General features: G+C 40.0%; 29 protein-coding genes. 14 read left to right on the plus strand and 15 right to left on the minus strand.

Going from position 1 to position 26909, the window contains the following annotated elements:
- Positions 1-4: 4 nt before the first annotated feature.
- The 3 genes from R2Q94_RS16870 to R2Q94_RS16880 are packed head-to-tail and all read right to left on the minus strand — an operon-like array spanning position 5 to position 2724.
- Entirely contained in the window at positions 5-2308 is a 2304-nt protein-coding gene (locus R2Q94_RS16870) for a peptidase domain-containing ABC transporter (RefSeq protein ID WP_316822641.1), read from the minus strand.
- Positions 2309-2328: 20 nt separating this feature from the next.
- On the minus strand, positions 2329-2511 hold the full coding sequence (locus tag R2Q94_RS16875) for a hypothetical protein (RefSeq protein WP_316822642.1): 183 nt from the start codon (positions 2509-2511) through the stop codon (positions 2329-2331).
- Between the two features lie 12 nt (positions 2512-2523).
- On the minus strand, positions 2524-2724 hold the full coding sequence (locus R2Q94_RS16880) for a hypothetical protein (RefSeq protein ID WP_316822643.1): 201 nt from the start codon (positions 2722-2724) through the stop codon (positions 2524-2526).
- Between the two features lie 285 nt (positions 2725-3009).
- Between R2Q94_RS16880 and R2Q94_RS16885 the strand changes: the two genes are divergently transcribed.
- From R2Q94_RS16885 to R2Q94_RS22230, 6 genes are all read left to right on the plus strand, one after another.
- Entirely contained in the window at positions 3010-5436 is a 2427-nt protein-coding gene (locus R2Q94_RS16885) for a TonB-dependent receptor domain-containing protein (RefSeq protein ID WP_316822644.1), read from the plus strand.
- A gap of 81 nt (positions 5437-5517) precedes the next feature.
- Entirely contained in the window at positions 5518-5724 is a 207-nt protein-coding gene (locus tag R2Q94_RS16890) for a hypothetical protein (RefSeq protein ID WP_316822645.1), read from the plus strand.
- Positions 5725-5833: 109 nt separating this feature from the next.
- Positions 5834-7096: a radical SAM/SPASM domain-containing protein gene (locus R2Q94_RS16895; protein ID WP_316822646.1), complete on the plus strand. Its 1263-nt coding sequence runs from the start codon at positions 5834-5836 to the stop codon at positions 7094-7096.
- An 18-nt stretch (positions 7097-7114) separates the two neighbouring features.
- Positions 7115-7984, plus strand: coding sequence for a hypothetical protein (locus R2Q94_RS16900; protein WP_316822647.1), 870 nt, complete (start codon positions 7115-7117; stop codon positions 7982-7984).
- Between the two features lie 92 nt (positions 7985-8076).
- Positions 8077-8244: a hypothetical protein gene (locus tag R2Q94_RS16905; protein ID WP_316822648.1), complete on the plus strand. Its 168-nt coding sequence runs from the start codon at positions 8077-8079 to the stop codon at positions 8242-8244.
- Positions 8184-8309 (plus strand): hypothetical protein, encoded by a 126-nt coding sequence (locus R2Q94_RS22230; RefSeq protein WP_410478571.1) that lies wholly within the window; start codon positions 8184-8186, stop codon positions 8307-8309. The genes R2Q94_RS16905 and R2Q94_RS22230 overlap by 61 nt, the downstream gene beginning before the upstream one ends.
- A gap of 180 nt (positions 8310-8489) precedes the next feature.
- Here R2Q94_RS22230 and R2Q94_RS16910 read toward each other — a convergent pair whose 3' ends face one another.
- Positions 8490-8990 (minus strand): hypothetical protein, encoded by a 501-nt coding sequence (locus R2Q94_RS16910; protein WP_316822649.1) that lies wholly within the window; start codon positions 8988-8990, stop codon positions 8490-8492.
- 378 nt (positions 8991-9368) lie between these two features.
- On the opposite strand from R2Q94_RS16910, the gene R2Q94_RS16915 reads away from it, so the two are divergent.
- Together R2Q94_RS16915 and R2Q94_RS16920 are read left to right on the plus strand one after the other, a co-directional pair.
- Positions 9369-9809, plus strand: coding sequence for a M20/M25/M40 family metallo-hydrolase (locus R2Q94_RS16915; RefSeq protein WP_316822650.1), 441 nt, complete (start codon positions 9369-9371; stop codon positions 9807-9809).
- Between the two features lie 2 nt (positions 9810-9811).
- Positions 9812-9982 (plus strand): hypothetical protein, encoded by a 171-nt coding sequence (locus tag R2Q94_RS16920; RefSeq protein WP_316822651.1) that lies wholly within the window; start codon positions 9812-9814, stop codon positions 9980-9982.
- Positions 9983-10211: 229 nt separating this feature from the next.
- Here R2Q94_RS16920 and R2Q94_RS16925 read toward each other — a convergent pair whose 3' ends face one another.
- Entirely contained in the window at positions 10212-10664 is a 453-nt protein-coding gene (locus R2Q94_RS16925; RefSeq protein ID WP_316822652.1) for a PepSY-like domain-containing protein, read from the minus strand.
- Positions 10665-11262: 598 nt separating this feature from the next.
- On the minus strand, positions 11263-12096 hold the full coding sequence (locus R2Q94_RS16930; protein ID WP_316822653.1) for a DUF6266 family protein: 834 nt from the start codon (positions 12094-12096) through the stop codon (positions 11263-11265).
- A gap of 605 nt (positions 12097-12701) precedes the next feature.
- Between R2Q94_RS16930 and R2Q94_RS16935 the strand changes: the two genes are divergently transcribed.
- Positions 12702-12959 carry a hypothetical protein gene (locus tag R2Q94_RS16935; RefSeq protein ID WP_316822654.1) on the plus strand — a complete coding sequence of 86 codons (258 nt, stop codon included), beginning with the start codon at positions 12702-12704 and terminating at the stop codon, positions 12957-12959.
- Positions 12960-13055: 96 nt separating this feature from the next.
- Here the strand turns inward: R2Q94_RS16935 and R2Q94_RS16940 are convergent, their stop codons facing one another.
- Positions 13056-14351 carry an OmpA family protein gene (locus tag R2Q94_RS16940; protein WP_316822655.1) on the minus strand — a complete coding sequence of 432 codons (1296 nt, stop codon included), beginning with the start codon at positions 14349-14351 and terminating at the stop codon, positions 13056-13058.
- Between the two features lie 320 nt (positions 14352-14671).
- Positions 14672-15766 (minus strand): hypothetical protein, encoded by a 1095-nt coding sequence (locus tag R2Q94_RS16945; protein ID WP_316822656.1) that lies wholly within the window; start codon positions 15764-15766, stop codon positions 14672-14674.
- Positions 15767-16023: 257 nt separating this feature from the next.
- On the opposite strand from R2Q94_RS16945, the gene cobT reads away from it, so the two are divergent.
- From cobT to cobC, 3 genes are read left to right on the plus strand one after another with little or no spacing between them, the layout of a single operon-like run.
- Entirely contained in the window at positions 16024-17067 is a 1044-nt protein-coding gene (cobT, locus tag R2Q94_RS16950; RefSeq protein ID WP_316822657.1) for a nicotinate-nucleotide--dimethylbenzimidazole phosphoribosyltransferase, read from the plus strand.
- Positions 17068-17856, plus strand: a complete 789-nt coding sequence (gene cobS, locus R2Q94_RS16955) for an adenosylcobinamide-GDP ribazoletransferase (protein ID WP_316822658.1) — start codon at positions 17068-17070, stop codon at positions 17854-17856.
- Entirely contained in the window at positions 17841-18407 is a 567-nt protein-coding gene (cobC, locus tag R2Q94_RS16960; RefSeq protein WP_316822659.1) for an alpha-ribazole phosphatase, read from the plus strand. The genes cobS and cobC overlap by 16 nt, the downstream gene beginning before the upstream one ends.
- On the opposite strand, the gene R2Q94_RS16965 is transcribed toward cobC, so the two are convergent.
- The 5 genes from R2Q94_RS16965 to R2Q94_RS16985 form a co-directional block, all read right to left on the minus strand.
- Positions 18383-18571 carry a hypothetical protein gene (locus R2Q94_RS16965; RefSeq protein WP_316822660.1) on the minus strand — a complete coding sequence of 63 codons (189 nt, stop codon included), beginning with the start codon at positions 18569-18571 and terminating at the stop codon, positions 18383-18385. The two genes, cobC and R2Q94_RS16965, sit on opposite strands and share 25 nt — an antisense overlap.
- Positions 18572-18606: 35 nt before the next feature.
- Positions 18607-18987: a hypothetical protein gene (locus R2Q94_RS16970; RefSeq protein WP_316822661.1), complete on the minus strand. Its 381-nt coding sequence runs from the start codon at positions 18985-18987 to the stop codon at positions 18607-18609.
- Between the two features lie 94 nt (positions 18988-19081).
- Positions 19082-19705 (minus strand): gluconate 2-dehydrogenase subunit 3 family protein, encoded by a 624-nt coding sequence (locus R2Q94_RS16975; RefSeq protein WP_316822662.1) that lies wholly within the window; start codon positions 19703-19705, stop codon positions 19082-19084.
- 24 nt (positions 19706-19729) lie between these two features.
- Complete coding sequence (locus R2Q94_RS16980) at positions 19730-21466, minus strand: GMC family oxidoreductase (protein ID WP_316822663.1); 1737 nt, start codon at positions 21464-21466, stop codon at positions 19730-19732.
- Between the two features lie 125 nt (positions 21467-21591).
- The gene (locus tag R2Q94_RS16985; protein WP_316822664.1) at positions 21592-22110 is read right to left on the minus strand and encodes a low affinity iron permease family protein; all 519 of its coding nucleotides are present in this window, start codon (positions 22108-22110) and stop codon (positions 21592-21594) included.
- A gap of 170 nt (positions 22111-22280) precedes the next feature.
- Here R2Q94_RS16985 and R2Q94_RS16990 point away from each other — a divergent pair, with 170 nt between their 5' ends.
- Positions 22281-22853, plus strand: coding sequence for a DUF4142 domain-containing protein (locus tag R2Q94_RS16990; RefSeq protein WP_316822665.1), 573 nt, complete (start codon positions 22281-22283; stop codon positions 22851-22853).
- Between the two features lie 59 nt (positions 22854-22912).
- On the opposite strand, the gene R2Q94_RS16995 is transcribed toward R2Q94_RS16990, so the two are convergent.
- Entirely contained in the window at positions 22913-24346 is a 1434-nt protein-coding gene (locus R2Q94_RS16995; protein WP_316822666.1) for a L,D-transpeptidase family protein, read from the minus strand.
- 199 nt (positions 24347-24545) lie between these two features.
- Positions 24546-25049: a DUF892 family protein gene (locus R2Q94_RS17000; protein ID WP_316822667.1), complete on the minus strand. Its 504-nt coding sequence runs from the start codon at positions 25047-25049 to the stop codon at positions 24546-24548.
- Positions 25050-25281: 232 nt separating this feature from the next.
- Here R2Q94_RS17000 and R2Q94_RS17005 point away from each other — a divergent pair, with 232 nt between their 5' ends.
- Positions 25282-26883: a Na+/H+ antiporter gene (locus R2Q94_RS17005; protein WP_316822668.1), complete on the plus strand. Its 1602-nt coding sequence runs from the start codon at positions 25282-25284 to the stop codon at positions 26881-26883.
- Positions 26884-26909: the final 26 nt, after the last annotated feature.

Consider the following 26909-nt stretch of genomic DNA (forward strand, 5'->3'; position numbering starts at 1 on the left):
ATTTTTAAACAGCTCCTAATTCGAGCTGGTTTTTTACTAACTCATAATAGTATCCTCTTTGAGCAGCCAATTCATAATGATTTCCCTGCTCAACAATTTCCCCATCTTTCATCACAATGATCTGATCCGCACTCTTAACGGTGCTCAGACGGTGTGCAATGATCAGCACAGTCTTACCCTGGTAAAACTGGTCGAGATTTTCCATGATGACCTTTTCATTATTAGAATCCAGGGCACTGGTCGCTTCGTCGAAGAACAGGTATTTTGCATCCTTATAAACGGCTCTTGCAATAAAAATACGCTGCTTCTGTCCACCGCTTAAGCCGGATCCTGTGTTCCCGATTCTGGTAGTAAAACCCAATGGCAGCTTTGCGATATAATCCTGGATATTCGCCACCTTAATGGCATCATATAACCGTTCTTCCTGAATGCGCTCTCCATCAACGGCGATATTCCTGGCAATAGAATCCGAAAATATATAACCATCCTGCATCACCGTACCGCAGTTGTTCCTCCATAACTGAGCAGACACATCGTTTAAGTTGATGCCATCAACCAGGATATTTCCTTCGGAGGGTGGATAGAACTTCAGCAGCAGTTTCATGAGTGTAGTTTTACCGCTTCCGCTAGATCCCACTATAGCAGTGATTTTTCCTTTGGGAATGTGCATGCTGATATCTTTGAGCACCAGACTGCTTTTTGGAGAGCCATATCGAAAGGATAAATTGGAGATGGTAATGCCTTCGCCTGATACCGATTTGATACTATTTAAAAAGTGGCTGTGGTTAAAATAAATGCCATCTGCATCTATGTCATTCCCCATGCGTTCCGTCGGGTTTTCGTTAGCACCCACCAGGTCTTCACTTGATTCTTCTTCTCTTTTATTGTGTATCTCGCCCAGGCGGTCCATACTGATCTTGGCATCTTGGATACTACGTATAAACTGGATGATCTGTGCGAGAGGGCCATTCATTTGACCTACAATATAAGAGATACTCAGCATCACTCCAAGAGAGATCTCCTGGTTAATCACCAATACGGCAGCAGAATAAGAAATAATGATATTCTTAAGCTGGGTAAAAAATGACGAGCCTATTTCCTGATATTGATCGAGTGCAAGGCTTTTGATGTTTACCTTAAAAAGCTTGGCCTGTATCCGTTCCCATTCCCACCGTCTTGCCCGCTGACTGTTATACAGTTTAATCTCCTGCATTCCGGTGATGATCTCGTACAGGCTGTTTTGATTTTCCCGCGACCGCTGAAAACGGGTGTAGTCGATGTCTTTTCTTTTCCTGAGGAAGATGGAGATCCATAGCACGGAAAGGATACTGCCAATCCCAAAGATCAGCAGCAACTGCACATTATAGATGGCCAAGACAAAGGAAAATACGATGAGGTTAATCACAGAAAAAAGTGTGCTCAATGTTGATCCAGTCAGGAAAGTTTCAATACGGTGATGGTCATTGATCCGCTGTGTGATATCGCCTACATTCTTCGACTCGAAAAAATTGATCGGCAGCTTCATCAGTTTGACCAGGAAATTGGAAATAATCGTAATACTGATCCTGGTACTTACATGGAGTAAAATCCAGTTTCGAATGAGATCTACCGCAATACTACCTATGAATAGCAGTAGCTGTGACAGCAGGATCAGGTGAATAAAACTCAGGTTTTTACGGTTCACCCCAAAATCTACCAGGCTCTGCGTCAGGAAGGGGAAACACATACTGATGAGGCTACCCAGGAACATACCCAAAAATATCTGGAGAAAGTAGCGTTTATAGGGTTTCACGTAATCGAATAAAAAGCCGAAGCCCATTTTATTCTTACGCTCTTCATGGCTATCCCGGTAAAAATCAGGCGTAGGTTCCATCAGAAGCACCACACCCTTGTCGTTAGCAGCACTGATCCAGCATTTTTCGAATACCTCTCGTTCCACTTTAACCAGGTTATGTCCTGGGTCTCCTAGCACTAACTTTTCTACATTTCTAAATATCGACTTTTTTTCTATATCATATAGCACCACAAAATGCTCCTGATTCCAATGTAAAACGCAAGGCAATGGCACCTGCTCAGTCAGCTGCTTATAGCTGATCTTGGCCACCATTGTTTTGAAGCCGATCTTCTCTGCCGCTTCACTTAAGCCTAGCAGGCTTACCCCGTTTTTTGTGATATAAGAGTTCGCCCGCAGAAAATCCAGAGAATAATCCTTTCCATAAAAAGCAGAGACCATCTTTAAACAGGTCGGTCCGCAATCCATGTAATCCAACTGCCGATAAAATTTGAATTTTTTGTCTAAAAAAGCCATAACATAAAATGCTTAATTGGTCAAGAAGTTGTAGTAGGCCAGTGTGTTTCTGCAGTTTCTCCTTTTCCACCGGTGGCCTGCTCCCCGTCAATTTCGATATCATCGTCTTCGGTATCTTTAATGATCCCGAATGCCTTGAGCTTTGCTTCGCTATTGATGATGGTTTCTTCCTTTTTACTGGTTTGATCTTTTTTCTTTGACATAACTATATTGTTTTATTTGTTTTCAGCCTGTGCAGAAAAAAGATCTGACACTTTAACGGTTGATTTCACAGCACTCTCATGCTCATATATTGGCGGCATATATTCTTTAAAACCACCAAAAAACTGATCAGACTGAACTTCATCCATCTCGAAATCTGCACAATCGCTGATACTCTTCTTTTCTTTCAGGAACCAACTCTTTAAGTTTTTCATAGTTTATTCTTTACGTCATATCTGGTTCTGCAAGCAGCTTTCTAATCCATCAGCAGAACATTAATTTGATATAAATCTATCATAACTGAGGGCCAGACACCATTTTATTAGACGAAGTCAATCTTATTTTCGACGGAAAGAGGAAAATAAGGCTAATCTGCTGTCCAGCTGCTCCGAAAGGATAAAATCCGTTCAAAGGGGCCAATATCCTGTACTTCGTCGAAAAACGAAACACCTTAGTCTAAAATAATTTTCCGTAGCTATTCATTATTATACTTTCGGAATATGATTTCACACAACTATAAAGCCGCATATACCAACGGTATGAAACTGAAGCCAGTGCTAATTCTGTTGTTCCTATGCGTTAATGTATTTTTGGCTAAGGCGCAGGAGCAATTCCTACTGACCGGGGTGATTCTTGATGAACGGTCTGAAACGTTCCCATTTACCTCTGTTGCTCTCCTTCAATCAAATGGCGACAGCAAGCCTCTAAAAGGAGCGCTCAGTGACGAAAAAGGGATCTTTAAACTATCAGTTGCACCAGGCAGTTATATCTTGCTCATCAGCATGGTGGGTTATAAATCCCAAAGCAGAAACATCTCAGTAACCGGGAACATGGATCTCAAAAGCATTGTGATGGAACCTGATGCAAAAATATTGGCAGAAGTAACGGTGACCTCCCGGAAGCCGATGATCAGCCGAAAAATCGACCGTTATGTGCTCAATGTTTCCGAAAGTATACTCAGCAGTGGTCGAGGTACCTTTGAATTATTGAATTATGCCCCGGGTGTAGTTACGACTGGCAATGCCATCAGTATCAATGGGAATACGGCTACAAAAATCATGGTTAATGGACGTCTCCTTCGTTTAAGCGGAGAACAGGTGCAGAATTACCTGACCAATTTGCGTTCAGAAGATGTCGAATCTATAGAAGTCATCCCTAACCCAGGTGCGGAGTTTGAAGCTGAGGGTGGTGGTGGACTGATTAATGTGATTCTAAAAAAACAGCGTACTGGTGGCCTGGACGGGAACATTGGTTTAGGGGCAACCACCCCAAAAATGCCATCTTACAATACTTCTGCCCAATTGAACTATGGCTATAAGAATCTCCAGCTCTATGGCAGCTACAATTTCACAAAGAAAAAAACCACAGCCGAGCTTCATGATATCCGTTCACAGGCCGATCTGGATTACCAAACTAACATCAATACAACAAGCAGCAGCAATGCCCATAATTTCCGCACAGGAGCGGCCTATAACCTATCCAAAGATCAGTATATAGGTCTTGAGTTTAACGGCAACTTCAATAAGGCCAGCTTAAATTCTTTATCTGATGCCCTGCTAAACGACCCTGCTAATAATAGGTACAATCGCATTAATGGAAACTTTTTAACACAAACTAATAACAAAACATATACACTGTCACTCAATTACGACTGGAAACTTGATACTTTGGGATCATCGTTTAACCTAATCGCTGATTATACCTATAACGATAGAAACAGTTTAGGAAATTTTGCCTCGCATTACAGCGATCAACAGTTTGTACCGCTTTTCGACTCTATCTATAGGAACGCTGCACCCGTAAGCATTAAAAACTACAATGCAGCGGCCAATTACGTAAAGGTTTTCAAAAATGCAGGACAGTTGAAACTTGGTCTCAAATACACTGCAACCCATACTTCTAATAATGTTACTTATGAGTACCTGGCTGATAATGGGTTCATCAATGATGCTGCAAGGAGCAACATGTTCAAATACACCGAAAAGATCGCTGCACTTTATGCCCAGTATAACTTCTCATTTGGGAAAACCAATATACAGCTTGGTTTAAGAGGAGAACATACCGATACAAAGGGATTCTCTGTTACTTCATCGCAGCTCAATAATCGGAACTACTTTAACCTTTTCCCTTCTCTTTTCTTGAAAAGGCAATTGAACAGCAACAACACAATATCTTTTAATTATGGACGCAGACTTGATCGCCCTACATTCAATAGCTTAAATCCTTTTGAATGGCGGATTGATGATTACACCTATATTTCGGGAAATCCTTACCTGAAACCCCAGTTTACCAATTCTTTTAACCTCTCCTACCTGTACCTGAGTAAATACAACCTAACGCTGTTTGCCAGTCTAACCGAAGGTGTATTTGCTCAGTACTTAAAAGACAACGGTGAAAATGGTATCGTCGCCAATTATAGCTGGGAGAACCTGTCTAGCCAAAAATATTACGGGATAAATTTATACGTACCTGTAACTGTAGCCAAATGGTGGTCCATGGTGAATAACCTGATGCTCTACAGAAATATCATCAAATTTGATTCTGGCGAAAGCAAAAGAACAATCTTCTCCGGAAAAACGACGCAGAACATTACCCTTTATCAGAACCTGAGAATGGAAGTTTCTGCCTTGTACCAGTCAAAATACAATAATTCCAACCAAGTCTTCGTACCCAACTATTATATCGATCTAGGCCTAAGCAACAGCTTTTTCAAGAAAAAACTGACAGCCAGGGTGCTGATTACCGACATATTTGACACCAACCGCAGCGATTATGAGATCGTCTCCGGAAACTTCAAACTTCTGGAGAAACAGAAATATCTAACCAGACGATTCTCCTTACAACTGCTATACAATTTCAGTCTGGGTAAGAAACCAACTGTCAAAAAAGTTGAAGGCGGAAACGCTAATGAAAAAAACCGAATGTAAAGAATAAAAAAAATACGCGTAGAAAAGGGGGAACCTGAAAACCCTTAAAAGAGTAGGGATAAATTTTTAAAATCAACCAAGATGGGAACCGACAAAAACTCACTTAAAAAGAAAGTATTGGACGCACTTAAAGATGAATTACAATCTGTTAGCGAATCAGAAAACGATCAGCTTACCGGCGGATTTGCAGGTGGATCATCAGGTACTATGGCTCCAATTGATGACATTAATGTTCCTTGTAACAACAAGGGCTGTACCTCAAACTCAGTAGCTGGCTGCGGTACTTAAAATTTCATTGCCATTGAAATTAAACCTGGGGGAGCGCAATCACCGCGCTCCCCCTATTTTAACCTTAACACAAACGATCATGAAAAACAGTCTTTTTAACCATTGCCTTATGGTTGACAATAATCACATATTGTTTAATACATTAACAAACAATTTTCTATTGCTGGATCCAATTTTAGTTGACCTCTATAAGGCAGCTATGGCAGAAAACAACATGGAAGGACTGAAAAACTACCACCCTACTTTCTTTCAAAAGCTAGTAGATGACCGGTACATCGTCGATAACGAAAGGGATGAAGTAGAAGAAGTCAGGGATATCATGAACCGTATTGATCAGGATGACACTAGATACCATCTGGTGATCAATCCAACAATGAATTGCAATTTCAAGTGCTGGTACTGTTATGAATCGCATATCAAGGATTCAAAAATGGATATGTCCACGATCGGAAATATTGTTAAGCATGTTGAAATGGTGCTTGCAAAAAACGATAAAATCAAGGAAGTCATTATCTCCTGGTTTGGGGGCGAACCCTTGTTATATTTTGATAAGGTAATGCTGCCGATCTACGAAGAACTGGAGAAGATAAAAGTTAATTATGAGGTATTGATCAGCTCTAACATCACTACAAATGGATTCCTGATCAAAGAAAGTATGTTGTATGAATTTGACCGGTTTAACCTGAATGATTTCCAGATCACGCTTGACGGAAACCGATTCCTCCATGACACGGTACGATATGTATCAAAGAACAGGGGCTCTTATGATGATATTGTACACAATATTAAATTGCTGGCAAAAAACAGATTCAGGGTGACTGCAAGAATCAATTTCACAAAAACCAACTTAAATGATATTGAAGAAATTTATGACGATTTCGCTGACCTTAATGAACAAGAAAGCAAATATCTGACCTTTACCATGCACAAAGTATGGCAGGAAGAAGATGGCAACCTCAATGATCGGGTTGATGACCTTGTCAGCTTTTTCAGAGCAAGAGGATTCAAAGCACATAGTGCCTATGTACCCAATACCTTACAAAACTCCTGTTATGCCGATAAAGTAAACCACGCCACAATAAACTATGATGGCAAAGTGTTCAAATGCACAGCACGTGATTTTTCGGATCAAAACAGTGAAGGCGTGGTTACGGAACAGGGCGAAATCATCTGGAATCAGAAATTTCACGATAGGATGAGTGTGAAACTAAAAAATAAACCTTGTCATACTTGCGGAATCTTACCCCTATGTAATGGAGGATGCTCGCAGGTAGCAATTGAAGCAGCAGGTAAAGATTTCTGTGTATACGATTTTGACGAGACCATAAAAGACGACATCGTTTACAGAAAGATTAAAGACATTTTATTATAAACCTATAAACACAAACCCATGACTGCAGTGATTAACCAACATTTAGCCACTAAAATTGAAAATCCTTATCAGTTTTATGTAGATGCTACGCTAAACACAGTGTTGAACACTGAGGAGCTGGAATACTACAACCAGATAAATAACTGCTTTGCCAGCTGTTTCGTCGCCGCAAAACAGAAGAATGAGGAAATGGCCATGCAGCAGCTGAAAGAAGGCAACCGATTACTAAGAAAAGCAAGTCCAGAGGTGAGTACCTGGGTTTCTGTTTTCTGTATGCCCTACATCAGTTATTATTATTACAAAATACAGGATTACGAACTCGCGATTAGGGAATCGGAGACGATCATTTACCATACCCTGGGCCTTGAAAAAACAGGCCATGAATATCTTTTTTTCTGCCGGATTCAACAAGAGCAAAACCTGGGAAGAATCCACTGGGCAAATGGCGCAATCAGAGAATCCATAAAATTATACGCAAAATGTGTACTGGATATTCATGCTAAATCAACCTGCTGGACCACAAACCAGGTAATTGGTGATGTCCCGGTAATCGTATTGGCAAAAAACACAGAATACCTTTTTTTTATTCAGGTGCTTACCGAAATGCTCAACCGCATCATTCAGCGGTATTATCAAGAGAAATCCCTGACCACCTCCTGGTTAAGGATTTTCTTCAAACCGCTATCCTCGCTTAATTTTGATCATCTGGTTGATACAGACCCCATCTACAAATCATTTCCTGATTTTATAAAGGTCTTTGAACAATTCATCGCCGGAAATGACACCTCCTTTCTTGCATTGTCAAATGATTTCCTAGACCATCCGCAATATGATGATGATATGAAAAAGGTAATTGGCAGGTACCTACACTATTTCAAATATATCTGATCTCAACGGCTGTTAACCCTTAGCCAAATTTCATAAAATGTAATCTTCCCTAAAAACAGCTACATAAATGTAGTATTTAATAATTTAGGGTAATGAAAAAAAGTAATTTTAGCGAACCACAGATCATCAAGATTTTATCTTCGCAGAATCAGGTAAATCCGTTTGGGATATCTGCCCTGAACATGGCATCAGTCAGGGAATATTTTACAAATGGAAGAGTAAGTATTCCGGGATGGAAGTTTCTCAGGTTAAACAGTTGAAGGAAATGGAAAAGGAACTGTATTTTACTACAGAGCGAAACGTAAGGATGACAATGAGATCGTAGTCAGCTGTCAGCGCTTGCAGAAGCCCATAAAACCTGGGGATTTTGGATGACGTATCATCGTATCAGGAAACTACAGTATATGTGGAATCATAAACGCGTTTACCGGGTTTATACCCTAGTAAATATAATTTTCCATGATGCTTTGACTTAACAAATGGTAGCACCAAGCTATAAAATACATTACACATCTGAAGCAGTGGAGGTTAGTAGTATTAATGCAGGAATGTATATATAATTGTAAGTAGGTTCAATTCCAGTCCCATTGAGATACAGATAGGGTAAAAATTTCTTTATTACATCCGAAATTTTCACCATTCCCGGATGATTACCTTCATAATGGCTTAAAAAAATAACTACAGGAAATACAAAAGTACAGGACTTCTTTTCTCCCATTAGAATAGAGAAATTAATCTTCTTTATGAAATCAGTATTTTTGTAGATTAGCTTTGAAGAGGAGTCACTTGAATTAATACTCTTTATTTCGACATTTCCGGACTTTGATTTCTTAACTTCCACCTTATAAGCAAACATGTATACCATATTTGTATCCTTGAAGTCATCTTTAGACATGGCCTCCTCAAAAAGCCCTTTAAGTCTTCTCAGTTCAAATTCTTTTCCGCTTTGTGCTCGTAAATCGCACGTAATAAAGCTCAATATCAAGCAAAAAAATATTGTTTTCATAGTCAAATTTAGGAATAGTTTTATTCAATATCTCCACCACATTTATAAGTACCTATTATACCATTATGATGACCATTTAATTGCCTTGTAATTCTTGAAAAGTCATTGTATTAAATTTCGGAGTGTAACATTAGTTTTTTTCATGTTGTCTTACTTGCAGAATCTCAGCTTATGAAATGCATTCTCTCATTATTCTTTCAATTGATAATTCTTTTTAGTTGGCAACAAAAAGGGAAAACAACTTTAAATGACGACTTGGTCAGCGCAGAAACTGACAAAATCTATAATAAATTGGTGAAAATCAGAAGAGATTTTCATGCAAACCCTGAGCTGGCAGGGAGTGAAAACCGAACTCAATAAATCGTAAAACAGCATTTGTTGGATTTAGGGATTGAAGTTAAAACAGACATTTATGGGCATAGTATTGTAGGCATTTTAAATGGTAAAAAAAAAGGAAAGAAGATATCCTGGCGGGCTGAGATGGATGCCTTACCTAATGATTTTCCTGACGAGGTTGAGTTTAAGTCTAAAATAAAAGGAGTACAGCATGGCTGTGGCCATGATGTGCATTTAGCAATTGGATTGGGAATAGCGGAAATCCTTTCAAAAAATAAAAAAAATCTACAGGGAACAGTATATTTTATTTTTCAACCAGAAGAAGAAACATTCGTTGGAGCAAAAAATATGATTAACTCCGGTTTATTTTCCGAAATACGTCCTGATGAAATTTATGGTTTACACATAACTAACCTACCAGTAGGTAAAATTATGGTTAAGCCTAATGAAATGTTTGCATACCAAAAACGCATAAGAATGTAATTATGCCTGACTATGGACAAGTCCCTTATTTTAATGATGATTTCGCCTATTTTCAACAAAAAGTACCGGGTGTTTATTTCTTCTTAGGTGGCTCTAATATTGAAAAAAGAATTGTCGCTATGAATCACGCAGTATTAAAGGACATTTCCAGTACAAAATCAGGAAAAATTTAAGTTTATGAATTTAAACTCCAAATTTGCCAAACCTTACCTGGGTAAAACGGGAGATCCAAACGAAGAATGGTCTGCCTCCTATTCTTTCATCAATCCATCTAAAGGGACATTTTAATCTTTTCCTAACTAATTCCATTATTTATAATGGAACATCATCAGCTTTTTTCTCTAATTTTAAATGTTACCCTTTTTAGAGGGACGTCAGATATTTTTTTTTGTTCATTTTAAATTACTTTCCTAACCCCAAAAACACACCGGTTGTATTGAAACGTAACTCGATATTGTTTAACAATTCCACATCAAATCCATATGGTTTTTTGTCAATGCTTTCAATAGCGGAAGTTGGGTAATTCACTTTAACATAATCTATGATAGTTGGAAGGATAAATCCCGTTTGAATAGCTTGGTTGTTACCGTCCACTTCTGTCCATTTTCCCGATTGGTCAAAATCAACGCTCATTCCTCCAACAAAATAAACTTCGTAATATTCGTCTGTGCTTTTAGTGTCCTTTTCTATTCTTAGTATTTCATTACCAGAAAAATAAGTATCAATGAATGTTCTGGATTCTGAAGGCAACTCGCTTTTTTGAATTAAACTTTCTGAATGCTTGTCATCTTTTGAACAAGATATTGTGGTAACAGCCACTGCAACTACTGTTGCTGCAAAAATTATGTTTTTCATATATTATTAGTATTCGTCCTGCTTATCGTCTGAATTTCCCTATTTCAACCTGGATGATTTTTATATTGAGAAATTTTCCATTAATGACATCCTGCTCCGAATAAACAAAAAACTGTAGTTCTGGTTTTCTTTTTGCCCTTTTTTTTTCGATCACTATATTTTAATCTCAATAAAGCGCTTAAATTGTGTACGTTCTCCTTCCTTACTGATAGCAATAGGATAAAAGTAAGTCCCATCAGGAACCTTTCTTACTTTAAGCTATGGAATATTGCCATTCAGCTTTGCTGATGTTGATGACAAAACCGGAGGAGGTATCATGCCAGACCAGTCCGTTAAATATTTATTCCAGAATATCTCAGTAAAAATGTATCCAGCCTATGAACTATAGACAAAATCCATTGAATTCACTTTGCTTGCTTCAAATTTTTATTTTCATATTCAAACACACTTCTTAATACATTTGAATACGCGCATGTTTGAGCACAAATTGTTAATATTTTCATGCCGATTGATATTGACGGATTGAGGAATGTACTAACGGTTCCGCTTACACCACAGGTTAGAATTTAAGTTACATAATGAAAATACCTGCCCCTTTTTAGCCAGGCTTCCCGGGTAGGTGTTCCAGCTTCTCTTTGAGCGCCAGATATTCCTTTTCCAGTACTCTAAAGGCTTTGGTACGTGGTTTCATCCCGTATTCGTCCTTAATCTGACTCCTATAGCTGGTTGCCACCTGATCAAAGCGCTCTTTTACCTGCTGGTATTTTTTTTCGTCACTTTTTTCTTTCTCAGTTTTAACCTCCCCGTTTAAATTACCCAGATAAACACTATCAGATACACTTTCTCCATCTGCAGAGATGAAAGCTGTATAAGGCTCTATCTGTTGACTGAGCTGTTCTTCTAACAATGGGAGAAAACACTTTCCTTCAGATCTTCTGGCAATATTCAGGTATTCACGGTCTCTTCCGGTTTCCGGAAAACAGAGCATCACCATCACACTATCGTTGTGTTGTAATTCATAGCTATGCGTCGGATCCCAGCTGATTTCCAAGCCGCCTGCGACTTTAACAATTTTTAAATCCCGGGTTGCAGGCATGCTGCCTTCGCTCAGTTTAACTTTCGTATAATCTACACTGATATTAGGGTATTCACCCTTTAAAGCGTGTTTTTTCAGGTAAGAGGTGGCTAGGTTGTGTGCATTATGAACTGTCCCTTTGGCCTGTAAGCCGAATCCCAATTTGATAAAGCCGGTCATATTGCTCAGCAATTTCATGGTAACAGACATTTTCTGGTAATTGGCCAGTTGAAGTAAACTGGGATTGCCTTTATGGCCAATCAAGCGGACTACCGGTTGCCCATTGAGCATATAATAAACCAGATTGCCTACTTTTCCTTTGAAGTGGCCATGTGGGCCGTTTACAGCTATTGCCATATGAGAGTCGTTAATAGTTTTAGGTTCAGTTAACTATCGTTCGAGATGAACTGTATGAAGATAATAAAAAACTTTATAGTGATCAGTATAAGAGGCTATATTTTTTTAAGGAAGATTCAATCACCTAATGGGTTTATCCAAGAGGCTGATTGGGCTATAAGCTATCTTAGGCCCTACCAACCCCCAATAGTCTATCTGGCAATGCCCTCATAATTATAACCTCAGTAGATAAGCATGTCCTAATGACTAAGGTCTCAGGGAGAAGAAATATTGGACTTAAGCTGGTTTCAACGCGAATGCGCTTCATAATGCAAGCTCGTCAAGACACCTGCTCTATATGAATCTTAAACGAGCCTTGTTAGATAGTTATAAATTCCAGCCAAAAATAAGCATTCGACAGGTTAAACAGGAATGAATTTGTTACAAAGAAACACACTTTCAAATTCCCTTTCTTAAAGCCTTTTCACTATTTTTAAAATATAGTCGTTTATCATCATGACATAAAATAATGACATTTAACGACACAATTATTAATCACAGCCAGCGTTTAAGGCTGTATTAACAATTAAAAAAACCCATTCAATTACATACTAAACCATAGTTCAATGAAAAAAATGAGGTCAAAAGTAGTAAAAGCACTCAAAAGAGAATTCACTTTCGAATGCACCATTTCAGCAAGAATGAACCAGGTCATTTTAAACGTCAAAAGCATAGATTTTGAACAACACCTTGGACAATTGATACAGCAAACACAGTTGATTATTGACAAATATTTCCCTCGCAGAGAAGAACACCTTTGCCTGGTCATCAGACCAATAGATGGAAGCCACCAGAATACCTTTAAAATCTGGAAATCTGTTTAAGCGAATTCATCAGCTTATAAAAAATATCAATTTCTCGTTATAAATCAAACGCCTTCAAACCATAAATTTGAAGGCGTTTTTTGTGTATATAATTCTTTATTTTTCGGTTACCCGAATATCTATTCTACGGTTTTGTGCCCTGCCTTCAGGAGTATCATTACTGGCCACTGGATGTTCTGCACCGTAACCCTCTGCCTCCAGACGTTTGCCATCAACACCTAATTTCACCAATTCATTCTTAGCAGTATTTGCACGTTCTTCAGATATTTTCTTATTCACTGCAGCATCACCGGTATTGTCGGTATAACCTCCTAATTTCAATGTTACTGCCGGATAAGCTACTAAAATCGCCGCGATGTTATTCAGCTGTTCCTGAGATTCCGGCTTCAAGGTACTTTTGCCAGTTTCAAAATACAACCGATCGAAAGTGAACCAGGTGGTTTTATCTACCGGCTTACTTTTATCTTCAATAAATCCAATTAACTTATTTTCTACTGAATTTTCAGCGATACTGATCTCTTTTCCATCAGGCAATTTCTTTGTCATCTTCGCTCCAAGATCTCTTACAAAATCACCTGCTTCATTTAGTTTACCTTCTACGGTAACTACTGTCACATCTACCACTTCCCCCATTTTACCACCAACTGTATCTATATTCGCAGTTACCGAATCAACCGTACTCGTCACTGCAGTTTGATTACAGCCTTGTTTGCCTAACATCCACCATATGGCCACCACCACAACGATAAGGGGAAGAAGCCATTTCATAAAGCCTCCACCAGCATCTTTAACCGGCATATTCACCGGAGGAATAGGACGCTCAGGATGCACTGTGGATTTGGGAACATCAGGAATTCCTTCGTTAGGAAGATGAATATTACCAATGCCCAAAGAACTGCTTAAACCCGGAGGCAATGCGGCTGCAATTTCAGCTTTGCTTTCAAAAATCTTTGATAATAAATCGGATACACTCCAACCTTTTGAAGACATGAGCTTTGTAATTAAACCGGTTACCAGGGGAACAATCATCGCCAGTAAACCCGCGGATTTACCTTCGGGTAATCCTGTAGCAGAAGAAACTGCATTTGTTACGGAACTGGTATCACTTCCGAATAAGCTGCCCAACATAGATTTTCCCTTTTCCAGCAGCGTATCTTCCTGACCATTTAATAAATCCTGACCAGGGTCTGTAGTGCTGGATCCGCTGAGTCCGGGTAAGATGGTATCCAGGAATCCTGCTCCTGTACCATTCTTGAGAATTCCTGCTAAAACCGCAGGGATACCAGCAGAGAAGCCTGTTTTTACCTGGTCCTCTGTTACGCCAGCTTTCTGGCTTAAAGAAGAGATCAGGTTTCCACTTACCTCATTCTTTAACATTTCAATTAAATTCATGCTTATAGTTTTATAGGTTAGAAATATTATATGATAAAATGTCCTGAATCAGCAGACACCTTAAATTTTAAAATTCAAAAAACGCTATACACCCGCAATCAATTTCAATCCGGCAAAACAACACTGCCTACACTATATAAAAATAAGCAATATCCCGCAATTAATACATAATAAAGCACTCGACTAAAAAACATACGATTACCATGCTGTATTGGCCTAAGACTATTAAAACAACAAAGAGGAGGTGATTACTTTTAAACAAAACAGCCGGCAATTGCCAGCTGTTTTAATTTTTTTTAAATGGAGTCCAAATGCTTTGGCTAGTAATCGTATTTTGTTGGATTATGTCTGCTTCCATCAGGTTTCTTTCCCTCACGCAGGTAATCACCCGTCATGTCGATGTATTTATTATAGGTATTCAATATTCTATAGTCCCAATAAGGATAAATCCGATCAGTCAGCAATTGGTTAATCAAAGGTCGCATGGCCAAATGGAAAGCTTTACTGTTTGAAGCATAAGTCATGTTACTACTGTGGCTAAAACCAAGGGCATGCCCCAACTCATGAACAATTACTTCTTCTGAGTTTTTATTGTAATGCCTCATCAATACGTATTCTGCACCTGCAACAAGGTTTCCTCCTCCCAGGCCATTTACATTTCTTACCAAGCCCGTTTCGATATTTGCTCTGGTCAGAATGTCTTTATAAACCGCGTCCTTTTTTTCCATGCTCAGTAAAGTGCCATCATTTGCAGTTAGCCCCTCATAATTCATGAAAGCAGTCTGGGTAGCAGCCTGTGAAAATAAATAAGCAAGATTGGTAAACATCACCAAACTTTCTCTGGCGTGTAAAGGATTCATCCGGTACCAATTGCCAGCATCCTCCTGTGATTTTCTAAAGCTCAGTTTCCAGGGGATTTTAATGGCATTTATTCTTTTGTAAAAGGGATCATCTACCACTACTGAAAATTCTGCTTTGGAAAGATCAGTCTGTTTGGCAATTGTCATGAGCCTGCCACTTTCCGTGTACAGCTGTTCCTCCTTTTCTACGATCGACAGCGGCAATTTGAAGCTAACCAATGGTGTAATAGAGTCAATTTTCAAGAGCTCCAACCGTTCTGTTTCTCCTGCCAGTTTTACAAAAACATGAACATCTTTGATGGTTTTCAAAGTAAAATTGATCAGCTTAACTTCCGAAGTGCCGCTCAGTTCAATTTTCAAAGGATCGCGTAAAACGATGTTTCTCGTCACCATAACGGCAGTTGGCTCTGTATCTGCAAGCAAAGCTTCCAGTCCGCTGATGGATTTAAAGTTTACAACTTTTGTTGAGACAGCCGCACCAACAGGCTCTTTTTCAGCCTTTTTACAAGAGAAAAATAAAATAGAAAATGATAAAATTAGTAATGAATATTTCATAATAGGGATTAAATATGATTACCGCAATGATAACTAATAAATTCATTCTATGTCCTCCTCTTTTCCAAAAAACCTGGTTTAAATGCTATCTGCTAGGCTTCCAGCAGGATATAACCATTTTCAAACTTGCACAGTAGGGATCTGCTTCTTTACGAGGTGTTGGTCAAGCCCCTCAGGAAAACAACTCTGCTCTATTTTACCCACTTTAACAGGTAAATGTTGTAATTTCAGCCTTTATTGGCGGTATCCACCTAGATATGGCCAATATTTATTTAAACACCAGGGGATATCAGCATATGAAGGAAGAGCTTCAACGAAAAATAGACTTAAAAACTAAACCAAAAGGAGCATTAGGAAGGTTAGAACAACTAGCCCTGCAAATTGGAACCGTACAAAATACCCTGAACCCGGTATTAACCAAACCTGCGATTGTCGTATTTGCAGGAGATCATGGCATTGCGAAATCAGGCGTAAGTGCATACCCGCAGGAAGTGACTTATCAGATGGTATTGAATTTCCTGAATGAAGGTGCAGCCATCAATGTATTTTGCAAACAACACGACATTCATCTACAAATCGTCGACACAGGGGTAAATTTCAATTTTAAAGCCCATGAAAAATTAATCCGGGCAAAAGTAGAAAAAGGGACGAAAAACTTCCTTGAAGAAAAAGCCATGAACATTCATGAACTGGAAAACTGTTTGAGTCAATCAGAAAAGATTGTCAACGACCTTCATGAAGGAGGTTGTAACATCATCGGTTTTGGAGAAATGGGAATAGGCAATACTTCCTCTGCAACGATGATCATGAGTAACCTTTGCGGGTTACCCATTGAAAGCTGTGTTGGTCGCGGTACAGCCTTAAATGACGAGCAATTTGCCCATAAAATCAATATCCTTAAGCAATGTGAATTGCGCCATGGGCGCTCTGCAGATCCTGTTGCCGTATTACAGAGCTACGGTGGATTTGAAATTGCACACCTCACCGGAGCCATGTTGGCCGCCTATGAAAACAATATGTTGATCATGGTGGATGGATTTATTGCCACAGCAGCCTACCTGGCGGCAGTCATGATCAACCCTCTGTTACAAAACAATGCCATTTTCTGTCATTTATCCGACGAAACTGGTCACCGTCAATTGTTAAAACACTTAGGCGCAGATCCTATATTGAACTTAAATATGAGGCTCGGCGAAGGTACCGGATGTGCGGTTGCCTATCCCCTGATTCAAAGTGCGGTGAATTTTTTAAATGGGATGGCCAGCTTTGAAAGCGCGAGTGTTTCCACAAAAGCATCCTAAATGAAGGAAGAAATTCGCATATTTTTTACGGCAATGATGTTTTATACGCAATTGCCTTGTCCGAAATGGGTAGACCACCGACCGGAATACCTAAACAAATCAACCCGGTACTTTCCATTAATTGGCTGGCTGGTTGGGGCCCTCTCTTTTTTAGTCTTCTGGATCAGTAATTTTCTGTTTGGAGTAGAAATTGCCGTAATCTTATCACTTGCAGCAGGGGTCTATATTACCGGATCTTTTCATGAAGATGGTTTTGCAGATGTATTTGATGGATTTGGAGGAGGCTGGACCAAGACAAAAATTTTGGACATCATGAAGGATAGCCGGCTCGGTACCTATGGGGTGGTGGCCCTGATCTTTTTATTTGGCCTTAAATACCTGGCCTTACAAAAGGTACTGGCAAATGTAGATCAACTCCCTATCTACATGACCTTGCTCATTTTCATCACTTACCATTCTATCGCCAGATTAACGGCCATACAAATCACTTTTACCTCTAAATATTCCCGTGAAGATGAAAGCAGTAAGTCCAAACCCATTGCCAAAGCATATTCCTATAAAGAAGTGCTTGGCGCCTATCTGTTTGGCTTAAGCCCCTTATTGATACTGACTTATTACTATCGGCCTTTGATTTTCGTATTACTGCCACTGGCCTTACTTTATTTCATCAGTCAGCGGTACTTTAACAAATGGCTGGATGGATATACCGGTGATTGCCTGGGTGCCGTAGAACAGTTTGCAGAAGTCATCACACTTTTAACCTTTTTAGTATTATGGAAGTTTATGTAATTCGCCATACTGCTGTAGCAGTCCCAAAAGGCTTATGTTATGGGCAGTATGATGTTGCTTTAGCTGATACTGCGCAGGAAGACATAGCTAAAGTCCTGACTAAATTGCCAGGCGACTTTGAGCAAGTGTACAGTAGCCCTTCGAGCCGATGCTCCCTCCTGGCTGAACAACTTAGTACAAAACCAATCGCTTACCGTCCTGATTTAATGGAAATGAACTTTGGCGACTGGGAAAATCAGCAATGGGATGCCCTGGATCCGGGCAGGCTGGACGACTGGATGAATGATTTTGTACACAAAAAAGCCCCTTCCGGAGAGAGCCTGGAGGAGCTTTCCGAAAGGGTAAATACATTTATTTCCATGCTCAGAACGCAGGAAATGAACAAAGTAGCCATTGTGACCCATGCTGGGGTAATCCGTTGCATATGGGCCAATATTTTGGAGATCCCATTGCATAACATCTTTAAAATTCCGGTAAACTTTGGTTCAGGAATTATTGTTCAGCTGGGTAAAGACAAAGCGTACGATCAAATACGCTCATTTTCTGATTGATCATCTTCCTGATCATCAATCCTTGCTACATTAACTTCTATATGGTTTTCTCTTCTATTGGAAGGTGGGATCGGGACACCGGCGCCAAAACCAATGCCTATTAAGGCCAGTGAAAGCATCAGTATCAGACAGATCATCCTCCATGTCTTTTTTAAAGATTTCATGGACAGCTTATTTGATAAGTAAAAAAATGGTAATACTAAGACAAAAAACTGTCGATGTGGGGAGGGATAATTTTAGGTAAGGAAAAGAGCCTGAATGGCTCAAAGAGAGCGATCGCGTATTGATGCTGTCTTAGAAAAACGAGCACCGTTTGGTTATAAGACCATAAAGCACTGGAATAAATCGTTCGAAAACCGGAGTCAACCGTCGTTGTTAATGGCAGATGATCTGCATGATACAGCAGCTGTTTTACCTGCTGTTGCTGAGCACCAATTACTGATTCGGTTTGTATTTTCTGACTTTGTATTGGAGAAAAGCCCGGAGCAGCATTCCAGCAAAAAGCACTCATGGTCAATGCCAGTAAAAACAGGCATTTCACATAGTATTTTTTAAGGCTTATTGACTCCTTCGCCATCATTACACAAAGCTAATGATTTATAAACCAATATTATAAACAAAAAAAGCAGCAGTAATAAAACCGCTGCTTTTCATTTTAATAGGAAATTCAGTGCTTAGGAAGCGCTGTCGAAACCATATTGCTTCAATACATCAGCAGGTACACCTTCCCATTTATTAGGAACATTCCCTACATAACCAATATCTTTCACGCCCATTTCAGTAGTATAGAATCCTGAAGCCGTCAGATTTCTCATTAGGTTGAAAAAAGCAACACCTTGCTCCATACCTGGCTTAGCTTTTTTAGGGTAAGCGATCTGATCTACCATTTCAATTTTCTGCTCCGCAGAAACATCTTTGAAAGGCTTCTCCCAACGATTGAGACATTGTAAGTCCAGCCATCTTAATCCACCTCTCATCGGCGTCTTATGCTCCGGCATATCCTTTACAATGAATTCTATAAATTCAGGGACTTTAGCCTCTGTAGCACTGCCTGAGATGTCATCTTTAGGAATAATGATATCTGAAAGCACAGCGATGGTAGCCATTTCATGTGGAGAGAAGAACTTCTCCTCCATCAATGTCTTATCTCTCAGTACTTCCCATTCTTCTCTTCCCGGATGGTCACCTGCTTCAGCAGTTGCAGTGGCCTTAGGTTCACCTGGTTTACAAGCATCTAACAGTACTGCAGAACTGATGGCGGTTAGTCCTAAAACCTTTAACGAATCACGTCTGTTCATAATTTTTTCTTTGCTTTAAACAGATTAAATATTTTGTTTCTTCTTTTGATCCAGGATGTATTCCGCAGTTCTCATTGAAAGTGCAAGAATGGTCCATGTTGCATTTTTATCACCTTGCTGAACGAAAGGTGCGGCATCCACTACGAATAAGTTTTTACACTCATGTGCCTGACACCATTTATTCAATGCTGATTTTTTAGGATCATCACCCATTCTGATGGTACCCACCTCATGGATGATCTTTCCTGGAGCCTCTAAACCATAATTGGTTTCCGGTCCAGGAATGCCAGAAGTAATGATCGCACCCATGGCATGCATCATGGCCTGGAAGGTCTCCTGCATGTGTTTCGCTTGTTTCACCTCTTCGTCAGCCCATTTGTAGTTGAATCTCAATACCGGAATACCGTATTTATCGACTACTTTAGGGTCTATCTCGCAATAGTTGGATTCTCTGGCAATGGCAGTTCCTCTACCGGCCATACCTACTGAAGCACCATAGAAACGTCTGTAATCATCCTTTAAGGAAGCACCATAACCACCTGCTTCTTTCATTTTACCGTCTCTACCTGGAACCATACCATTTAATGTCGCAGTACCGCCACCAAATCCATAAGCTGGCATTCCCATACCACCCCAATATTCAATATGATAACCACGAGGGAAATCCAGTTTTTTGTTATCTAACCACCATGGAGAGTAAATGTGTACACTACCCAGGCCGTCTTCATTGTAACGCTTACGGTCCATCAGCTGAGGTAAGAAACCACTCAAGCTGGCACCGGTTGAATCGTGCAGGTATTTACCTACAATACCGCTTCCGTTGGCCAATCCACCAGGATGCGCTACAGATTTAGAGTTCAACAAGATACGAGCAGATTCGCAGGCACTAGCACCCAGAACTACTGTTTTTGCTGATACCTGATACTCCTGGCCATCTTTTTTATTGATATAAGAAACGCCGGTAGCCAGTCCATTCTTATCAGTCAGCACTTCCCTCACCATTGCATCGGTAATTACCGTTAAATTACCGGTTTTCACAGCCGGAATCACCAAACAAGAAGAAGATGAGAAATCTCCATACACTTTACAGCTACGTCCGCATTGTCCACAGTAAAAACACGGTGCACGGTCTTTGTTGTTCGGCAAAGCTTCTGTTAAAACAGATCCCCTGCCAGGAATTACTTTTACTCCGGTTTTTTCTCCGGCCTTTTTAATGAACAACTCATTTAGTCTTGGTTTGGGCGGTGCCATAAAGATACCATCCGGTTCATTTTCGATTCCTTCTACGGATCCATAAATCCCAAGAAGGCGGTCTATCTTATCATAAAAAGGTTTTAGCTCTTCATACGTAATAGGCCAGTCGTCGGTTAGTCCATCCTTACATTTAAAATCCAAAGGACCCATTCTTAAAGAAATCCTTCCCCAGTGATTGGTTCTACCACCCAGCATTCTTGACCTGAACCATGCGAATTCAGTTCCTGCTTTTTGTGTATATGGTTCTCCATCCAGTTCCCAACCTCCATATGAGGCGTCAAAATCGCCAAAAGGTCTTGTGGTTCCTGCGCCGCGTCTTGGGGATTCCCATGGCCATTTTAACTGTTGTGCGTCGATTCTTGGGTCGAAGTAAGCACCAGCTTCAAGCATCAGTACTTTTTGCCCGGCATTGGCCAATACATATCCGGCCATACCTCCGCCTGCTCCGGATCCTACGATAACAACATCGTAGACGGTAGACGATTTTTTGATTTGAAATTCACTCATATATTTGGTTGAATGGTTGATGATCTAATATTAGTAAAAATATCACTAAATATGCAAATAGCTGAATCAAGAATGAATCTTAATAAGCATAAACCCCAAAATGTAAACGAAAAAATACAGGAAAATTAGAATTTGGCATCCGTATTATTGTCCCTGTCCAACTGAGATTTAGCGGCGTCCTTCTCTTTTTCCTCCAAGGGCACAAGCTTCGCTTTTAGGTTATGACGCTTTACTGCCGCATCAATAGAGTGAGATTTATGGATATCCCGGTCTGCTTCAGCGATATCTGATAATTTTTGATAATATTTATGCAGTACATCCAATTCAGATTCCGTAAGATCCTCTATATCCACCATCCGGTTACTGGCATGCCTGCTCGCAGCAATGAGTTCATTCAATTTCAGCTGAATGGCTTTGGAATCTTTATTTTGGCTTTTTTGGATTAGAAAGACCATTAAAAAGGTGATAATCGTGGTTCCTGTATTGATCACCAGTTGCCAGGTATCAGAGTAATTGAATATCGGACCGGTAATGACCCATATCACGACCACTAAAAAAGCAATGCCAAAAGCCACAGGGCTACCAGTCCAGTTCGTGATCTTCGTTGATGCTTTCTCGAAAAAATTTCCTTTGTTATTTTTCATTAGGGTATAATTAATTTAGTTTATAGGTTTTGATTCAACAACATTTGCGCTATTAAAAAGTTTCTAAGCTTCGTTTCAAACATTAATTCAGTGTTGCTGTCCTAAATTACTCAAAACATTTCAGTTCCAGATTTGTAATTACATTAACGTTAAACTATAAATCAAACGCTATGAAAAACAAACATTTACTTGCCATGCTCAGCCTGGTCATCCTTTCCTCCTCTGCCTGCCGCAATACAGACAAAATCAATGCTGGCACCACTGATTCCACCATTGCACAGGTAATTCCGGATACTGCCGATATCAATAGAGGTGGTGACGTAAGTACATTTTTCCAGGATGCAGCAATTGATGGCATGATGGAGCTGAATCTGGCAAAAATTGCTGCGGAAAAATCAACCAACAGATTGATCAAAAAATATGGAGAAATGATGGTAAAAGACCATACTAAAATGGCTAAAGATCTGCAGGATTTGGCTGCGAGTAAGAAAATTGCATTACCGACCACACTTCCTGCTGATGATCTAAAACACATAGAAGAACTCCAAAAAATGGATGTTGCGGCCTTTGAAAAACATTATATAGGAATGATGATTAAAGACAATGCTGCGGCAATAGATCTTTACAAGTCAGCGAGTGTAACCGGAGATGTTAAAATCAGAAATTTTGCGACTAAAGCATTGAGGATGTCGGAACGACATTTCAAACGCGCAAATGAAATCAATGCAGATGCTGGTTACTAAGGATAAAAAAACATAGCGATCCTACCATAAATCCGTCGGCCTTTGGCTGACGGATTTTTTTATTCCGAAATCATTTGTCGGTTTTTCATGGCCTCATACAAACGTAGATCCAATCCATAGATATCGTTTCTGATTTGCAAGAGACCTTTGGCATCCGTCCAGGCAGTAATATAGGTTAGGTACACCGGTATTTTTACCGGAAGCCCAATATATTTGGCTCTAGGATAAGAACGTTGCATCGCAGTTTTAATCTGGTCAAAGGTTTTTCCTGCCCCAAATAAAGCAAGTGCAAGTTCCAGGGGTTTTTCTACCCGTACACAACCATGACTAATGGCTCTCCCCTTTTTCTTGAAAGCAGACCTGGCCGGGGTATCATGAAGGTAAACACTGCTGTTATTACTAAAAATAAACTTAATCTTGCCCAAAGAATTCTGTTCTCCCGGGCGCTGTTTAAAAGTATATTGTGCGATATCTGCAGTCCCCCAATCCACATTTTGAGGCGCAGACAGGCGCTTCCCATTTTTATATACATCAATATCATTGTTGCTCAGGTAATAAGGGTCATTACTGGCATACCTGGAAATTTCCTTTCTGGCGATACTGGCAGGAATATTCCAGATTGGATTTACCTGAACGCTATAAATCATACTATTCAACTGCGGCGTCTCCTTGCTTCCCTCTGGGTCATTATCTGTTCTTCCCTCACCAACGCAGACTTTCATCTGTAAGGTAGAAATGCCTTTCTCCATCACATCTAAAGTGAAATCAGGAATGTTCACCCATACGTATTTTACAGTCTCATCATTGGGTTTATTCTTCCAGCGCAAGCGCTCCAGGTTGAGTTTAATGGTTTGTGCGGCATCTGCTTTATTTCGGTTTATGGCACCATTACCAGAACGTAATGCCTCTTGCAAGGACCGATAAGCAGCGGAAGAAGGTTGGATACTATCCAGAAAAACCAACAAATCCGATGCTTCAAAAATCCTCATTATTCTGGCACTATCCGGAGCCTCCGTTTTAATAAAATAATTTTTATCCAGACTGTCGGGCCGAACCAGACCATATTGCATGGCCTCACTATATTTTAATAATGCAGCAGTCATCACTAGCTCTAACTTTACTTTTTCAGGATATTTTAAGGTTTTAGATCTCGACCGCTGTTCCTCAAATTCCCTAAGACGCGGTCCGATTTCATTGAGGGAGAAAAAATTAGTGTCCAGACCATGGTCCATCGTCTTCCTCAAATAATCATTGATGATTTCAGGTTTTAACAGAATTTGATCCAATACAAACGTCCGATATTGACGGTGCAGGTATAAGCTATCCAGCCATCCTGGATAATCCTTTGGGTTAAGGTCAGATTTTAAAACTTTTTTAAAAACCAGGATAGAATCTTCCTGCTGCTTCATGCGCTCCCTGGCCTGACGACGCACTTTCTCCTGGGCTTCTGTATCTGCCGTTTTTATCGGAATGGCAGAGCTATTATCTTGCATAATCTGCTCCTTAGGAGGACGTTTTATCGCACATGAGGATATACATACTATTCCCAGCAACAACAAAACAAACCATCTCCTTCCCTTCGACCAAAAAACAACCCCCTCAAACATAAACAGATAGATGTAAACAAGTAACACCTGATGAATTCTATTGTTTCTAATCTTTGGTAAAAAACAGGAGAAAATTAAAAAGTCACTATTTTGCTAAAGGATTTATAAAATTTCTGGCAACCTTTGTCAGGAGCAAATCCGTATTTTTTTCATCAACAAGACATTCCTCAATCAGGACAGACACTTTATAGTGGTTCAATTCAAAGGCCAGCGACAGGAGATTGCCATAAGACGCAATTTTATAATGTTGGATGATCTGAATAAGATAGATCACTGCAGCGTCTCTTAAAGGCGTTCCAGTCTCCATATTCCGGATCATTGTGGAAGCTTTTTCTGTTAAACAGCCTACAATTTCACAAGTTCCATTTGTACCATCCCTACTAAAGCGCTCTAATATGGCCGTCAAATGTCCGAGGTGTTTCTCTGTAGTTTGTATATTGTGTACCAATACTTCCTTGAGCACTTCATGGCTCGAGGCGATTCCTAATGCAGCAAAACACTTCATAAACTTCCTTTCTGCATCGTAAACATTTTCCAGTCCATCGAGGAAGAAATCTTCCAACCCTATTCTTTTCCCTATATCTTTCATCGTAAAGGAGTTGATTCAACAAACACGAATAAACGCTATCTAAATTTCGTCAAATAAATAACCAAACACAAGTAAAGCACTGTATTTAAACCTAATACTGACAAATACCTAGTTAAAAAACCGAATTACAGGAAATTGTTTTTAAGGTGATGATTTTATTATCCTGATCAGGGTGATATTTATTCCAGGCAGCTGATTTTTACTTATATTGAATTCAGATTTAGAAAGGCCTATGTTTAGTGAAACTCTGCTCCTGGTACTGCTCTTGCTTTTTGCGGTATTCCTATTGACCATGCTCGCCCAAAAGCTAAAAATATCTTATCCCATTTTCCTGGTCATTGCAGGGTTAGGTATCAGTTTCATTCCGGGAATTCCAAGAATCGCTATAGAACCAGAAATGGTTTTCCTTATATTTCTTCCTCCATTGCTTTACGAATCGGCCTGGTACACATCCTGGAATGATTTCTGGAAGTGGCGGAGTCCGATCGTTATGCTGGCCTTTGGCCTCGTATTTTTTACTTCAATTATTGTCGCTTTTGTTTCCACTGCCATGATACCAGGATTCAGCCTGGCCATGGGTTTTCTTCTTGGGGGCATCATTTCGCCGCCAGATGCAGTTGCTGCCAATTCTGTGTTAAAGCATATCAAAATCCCTAAAAGGCTGACCACCGTGCTGGAAGGAGAAAGTTTGATCAATGACGCATCCAGTTTAATTGTATTTCGCTTTGCACTTGCCGCCATCTTATCCGGTCAATTTTCTATGCAACAGGCTATCGGGCAGTTTTTCCTGGCAGCGGGAATGGGTGTCGTTATTGGTCTGGCAATCGCCCATATTGTTTATGTTGTACATCGTTTCCTGCCTACTACCCCAAGCATTGATACTGCGCTGACTTTAATGTCGCCATATTTCATGTACATCGGTGCAGAGCATTTCCACTATTCGGGGGTGATGGCTGTGGTTTCGGGAGGATTATTCCTCTCTTACCGTTCACATGAGATCCTGTCTCATAGTGCTTCCAGAATCCAGGCCATTAGCGTATGGGCCACATTGGCCTTTGTATTAAACGGGCTGGTCTTTATCCTGATCGGGCTGGAATTGCCCATTATCATGGAAAGTCTGGGCGATTATTCCATTACCCAGGCCATCCATTACGGCCTGATCATTAGCATCACCATTATTGTAATCCGCTTACTCTACACATTGCTACTCGCCTATCTGCCCAGCTGGTTTGGACATACGAAACAGGCGGATCCTAAAAATCCTCAATGGAAAGGTGCTGTCATTTTAGGCTGGGCAGGAATGAGAGGAGTTGTTTCTCTGGCTTCAGCGCTGTCTATCCCCTTGTTATTGAGCAATGGTCAGGCTTTTCCGCACCGCAGCCTGATCCTCTTCATCACGTTCATCGTGATCCTCATCACACTGGTTTTTCAGGGTTTATCATTGCCATCAATCATTAAATGGACCGGGATTAAAGACATTGAAGATTTTCCTCCTGAAGCGGAGCAGGAAGCAGGGATTCGCTTGAGACTTATGCAGGCGTCATTAAAACATCTGAATGCGCATTTCGCTGCTGAACTGGAAGAGAATGAATTGATCCAATTTTTGAAGAAACAACTGGAAAGCGACATCTCTATCACTGATCAGCAGTTGGCTTCCTTGGAATGTGATACCACAGAAAAAGTAGAAATCGCGCAATACAATTCCGTTTTAATGGATATTTACAGCGTGCAGAGACGGGAACTGTACCAGCTCAGAAAGGAAAAAATGTTCAGCGATGAACAAATCCGAAAACAGGAAAACCAATTGGATTTAGATGAAGCCAGACTCATCTGATCAGGCAAACATTTTTAGAAAATCCA

This window comes from Pedobacter gandavensis (assembly GCF_032678465.1).
GTDB classification, from domain to species: domain Bacteria; phylum Bacteroidota; class Bacteroidia; order Sphingobacteriales; family Sphingobacteriaceae; genus Pedobacter; species Pedobacter gandavensis_B.

Excerpts from the sequence above, each read along its gene's own strand:
- R2Q94_RS16870 (WP_316822641.1), bottom strand. The coding sequence starts at position 2,308 with ATGGCTTTTTTAGACAAAAAATTCAAATTTTATCGGCAGTTGGATTAC.
- R2Q94_RS16875 (WP_316822642.1), bottom strand. The coding sequence starts at position 2,511 with ATGTCAAAGAAAAAAGATCAAACCAGTAAAAAGGAAGAAACCATCATC.
- R2Q94_RS16880 (WP_316822643.1), bottom strand. The coding sequence starts at position 2,724 with ATGAAAAACTTAAAGAGTTGGTTCCTGAAAGAAAAGAAGAGTATCAGC.
- R2Q94_RS16885 (WP_316822644.1), top strand. The coding sequence starts at position 3,010 with ATGATTTCACACAACTATAAAGCCGCATATACCAACGGTATGAAACTG.
- R2Q94_RS16890 (WP_316822645.1), top strand. The coding sequence starts at position 5,518 with ATGGGAACCGACAAAAACTCACTTAAAAAGAAAGTATTGGACGCACTT.
- R2Q94_RS16895 (WP_316822646.1), top strand. The coding sequence starts at position 5,834 with ATGGTTGACAATAATCACATATTGTTTAATACATTAACAAACAATTTT.
- R2Q94_RS16900 (WP_316822647.1), top strand. The coding sequence starts at position 7,115 with ATGACTGCAGTGATTAACCAACATTTAGCCACTAAAATTGAAAATCCT.
- R2Q94_RS16905 (WP_316822648.1), top strand. The coding sequence starts at position 8,077 with ATGAAAAAAAGTAATTTTAGCGAACCACAGATCATCAAGATTTTATCT.
- R2Q94_RS16910 (WP_316822649.1), bottom strand. The coding sequence starts at position 8,990 with ATGAAAACAATATTTTTTTGCTTGATATTGAGCTTTATTACGTGCGAT.
- R2Q94_RS16920 (WP_316822651.1), top strand. The coding sequence starts at position 9,812 with ATGCCTGACTATGGACAAGTCCCTTATTTTAATGATGATTTCGCCTAT.
- R2Q94_RS16925 (WP_316822652.1), bottom strand. The coding sequence starts at position 10,664 with ATGAAAAACATAATTTTTGCAGCAACAGTAGTTGCAGTGGCTGTTACC.
- R2Q94_RS16930 (WP_316822653.1), bottom strand. The coding sequence starts at position 12,096 with ATGGCAATAGCTGTAAACGGCCCACATGGCCACTTCAAAGGAAAAGTA.
- R2Q94_RS16935 (WP_316822654.1), top strand. The coding sequence starts at position 12,702 with ATGAAAAAAATGAGGTCAAAAGTAGTAAAAGCACTCAAAAGAGAATTC.
- R2Q94_RS16940 (WP_316822655.1), bottom strand. The coding sequence starts at position 14,351 with ATGAATTTAATTGAAATGTTAAAGAATGAGGTAAGTGGAAACCTGATC.
- R2Q94_RS16945 (WP_316822656.1), bottom strand. The coding sequence starts at position 15,766 with ATGAAATATTCATTACTAATTTTATCATTTTCTATTTTATTTTTCTCT.
- cobT (WP_316822657.1), top strand. The coding sequence starts at position 16,024 with ATGGCCAATATTTATTTAAACACCAGGGGATATCAGCATATGAAGGAA.
- cobS (WP_316822658.1), top strand. The coding sequence starts at position 17,068 with ATGAAGGAAGAAATTCGCATATTTTTTACGGCAATGATGTTTTATACG.
- cobC (WP_316822659.1), top strand. The coding sequence starts at position 17,841 with ATGGAAGTTTATGTAATTCGCCATACTGCTGTAGCAGTCCCAAAAGGC.
- R2Q94_RS16965 (WP_316822660.1), bottom strand. The coding sequence starts at position 18,571 with ATGAAATCTTTAAAAAAGACATGGAGGATGATCTGTCTGATACTGATG.
- R2Q94_RS16970 (WP_316822661.1), bottom strand. The coding sequence starts at position 18,987 with ATGATGGCGAAGGAGTCAATAAGCCTTAAAAAATACTATGTGAAATGC.
- R2Q94_RS16975 (WP_316822662.1), bottom strand. The coding sequence starts at position 19,705 with ATGAACAGACGTGATTCGTTAAAGGTTTTAGGACTAACCGCCATCAGT.
- R2Q94_RS16980 (WP_316822663.1), bottom strand. The coding sequence starts at position 21,466 with ATGAGTGAATTTCAAATCAAAAAATCGTCTACCGTCTACGATGTTGTT.
- R2Q94_RS16985 (WP_316822664.1), bottom strand. The coding sequence starts at position 22,110 with ATGAAAAATAACAAAGGAAATTTTTTCGAGAAAGCATCAACGAAGATC.
- R2Q94_RS16990 (WP_316822665.1), top strand. The coding sequence starts at position 22,281 with ATGAAAAACAAACATTTACTTGCCATGCTCAGCCTGGTCATCCTTTCC.
- R2Q94_RS16995 (WP_316822666.1), bottom strand. The coding sequence starts at position 24,346 with ATGCAAGATAATAGCTCTGCCATTCCGATAAAAACGGCAGATACAGAA.
- R2Q94_RS17000 (WP_316822667.1), bottom strand. The coding sequence starts at position 25,049 with ATGAAAGATATAGGGAAAAGAATAGGGTTGGAAGATTTCTTCCTCGAT.
- R2Q94_RS17005 (WP_316822668.1), top strand. The coding sequence starts at position 25,282 with ATGTTTAGTGAAACTCTGCTCCTGGTACTGCTCTTGCTTTTTGCGGTA.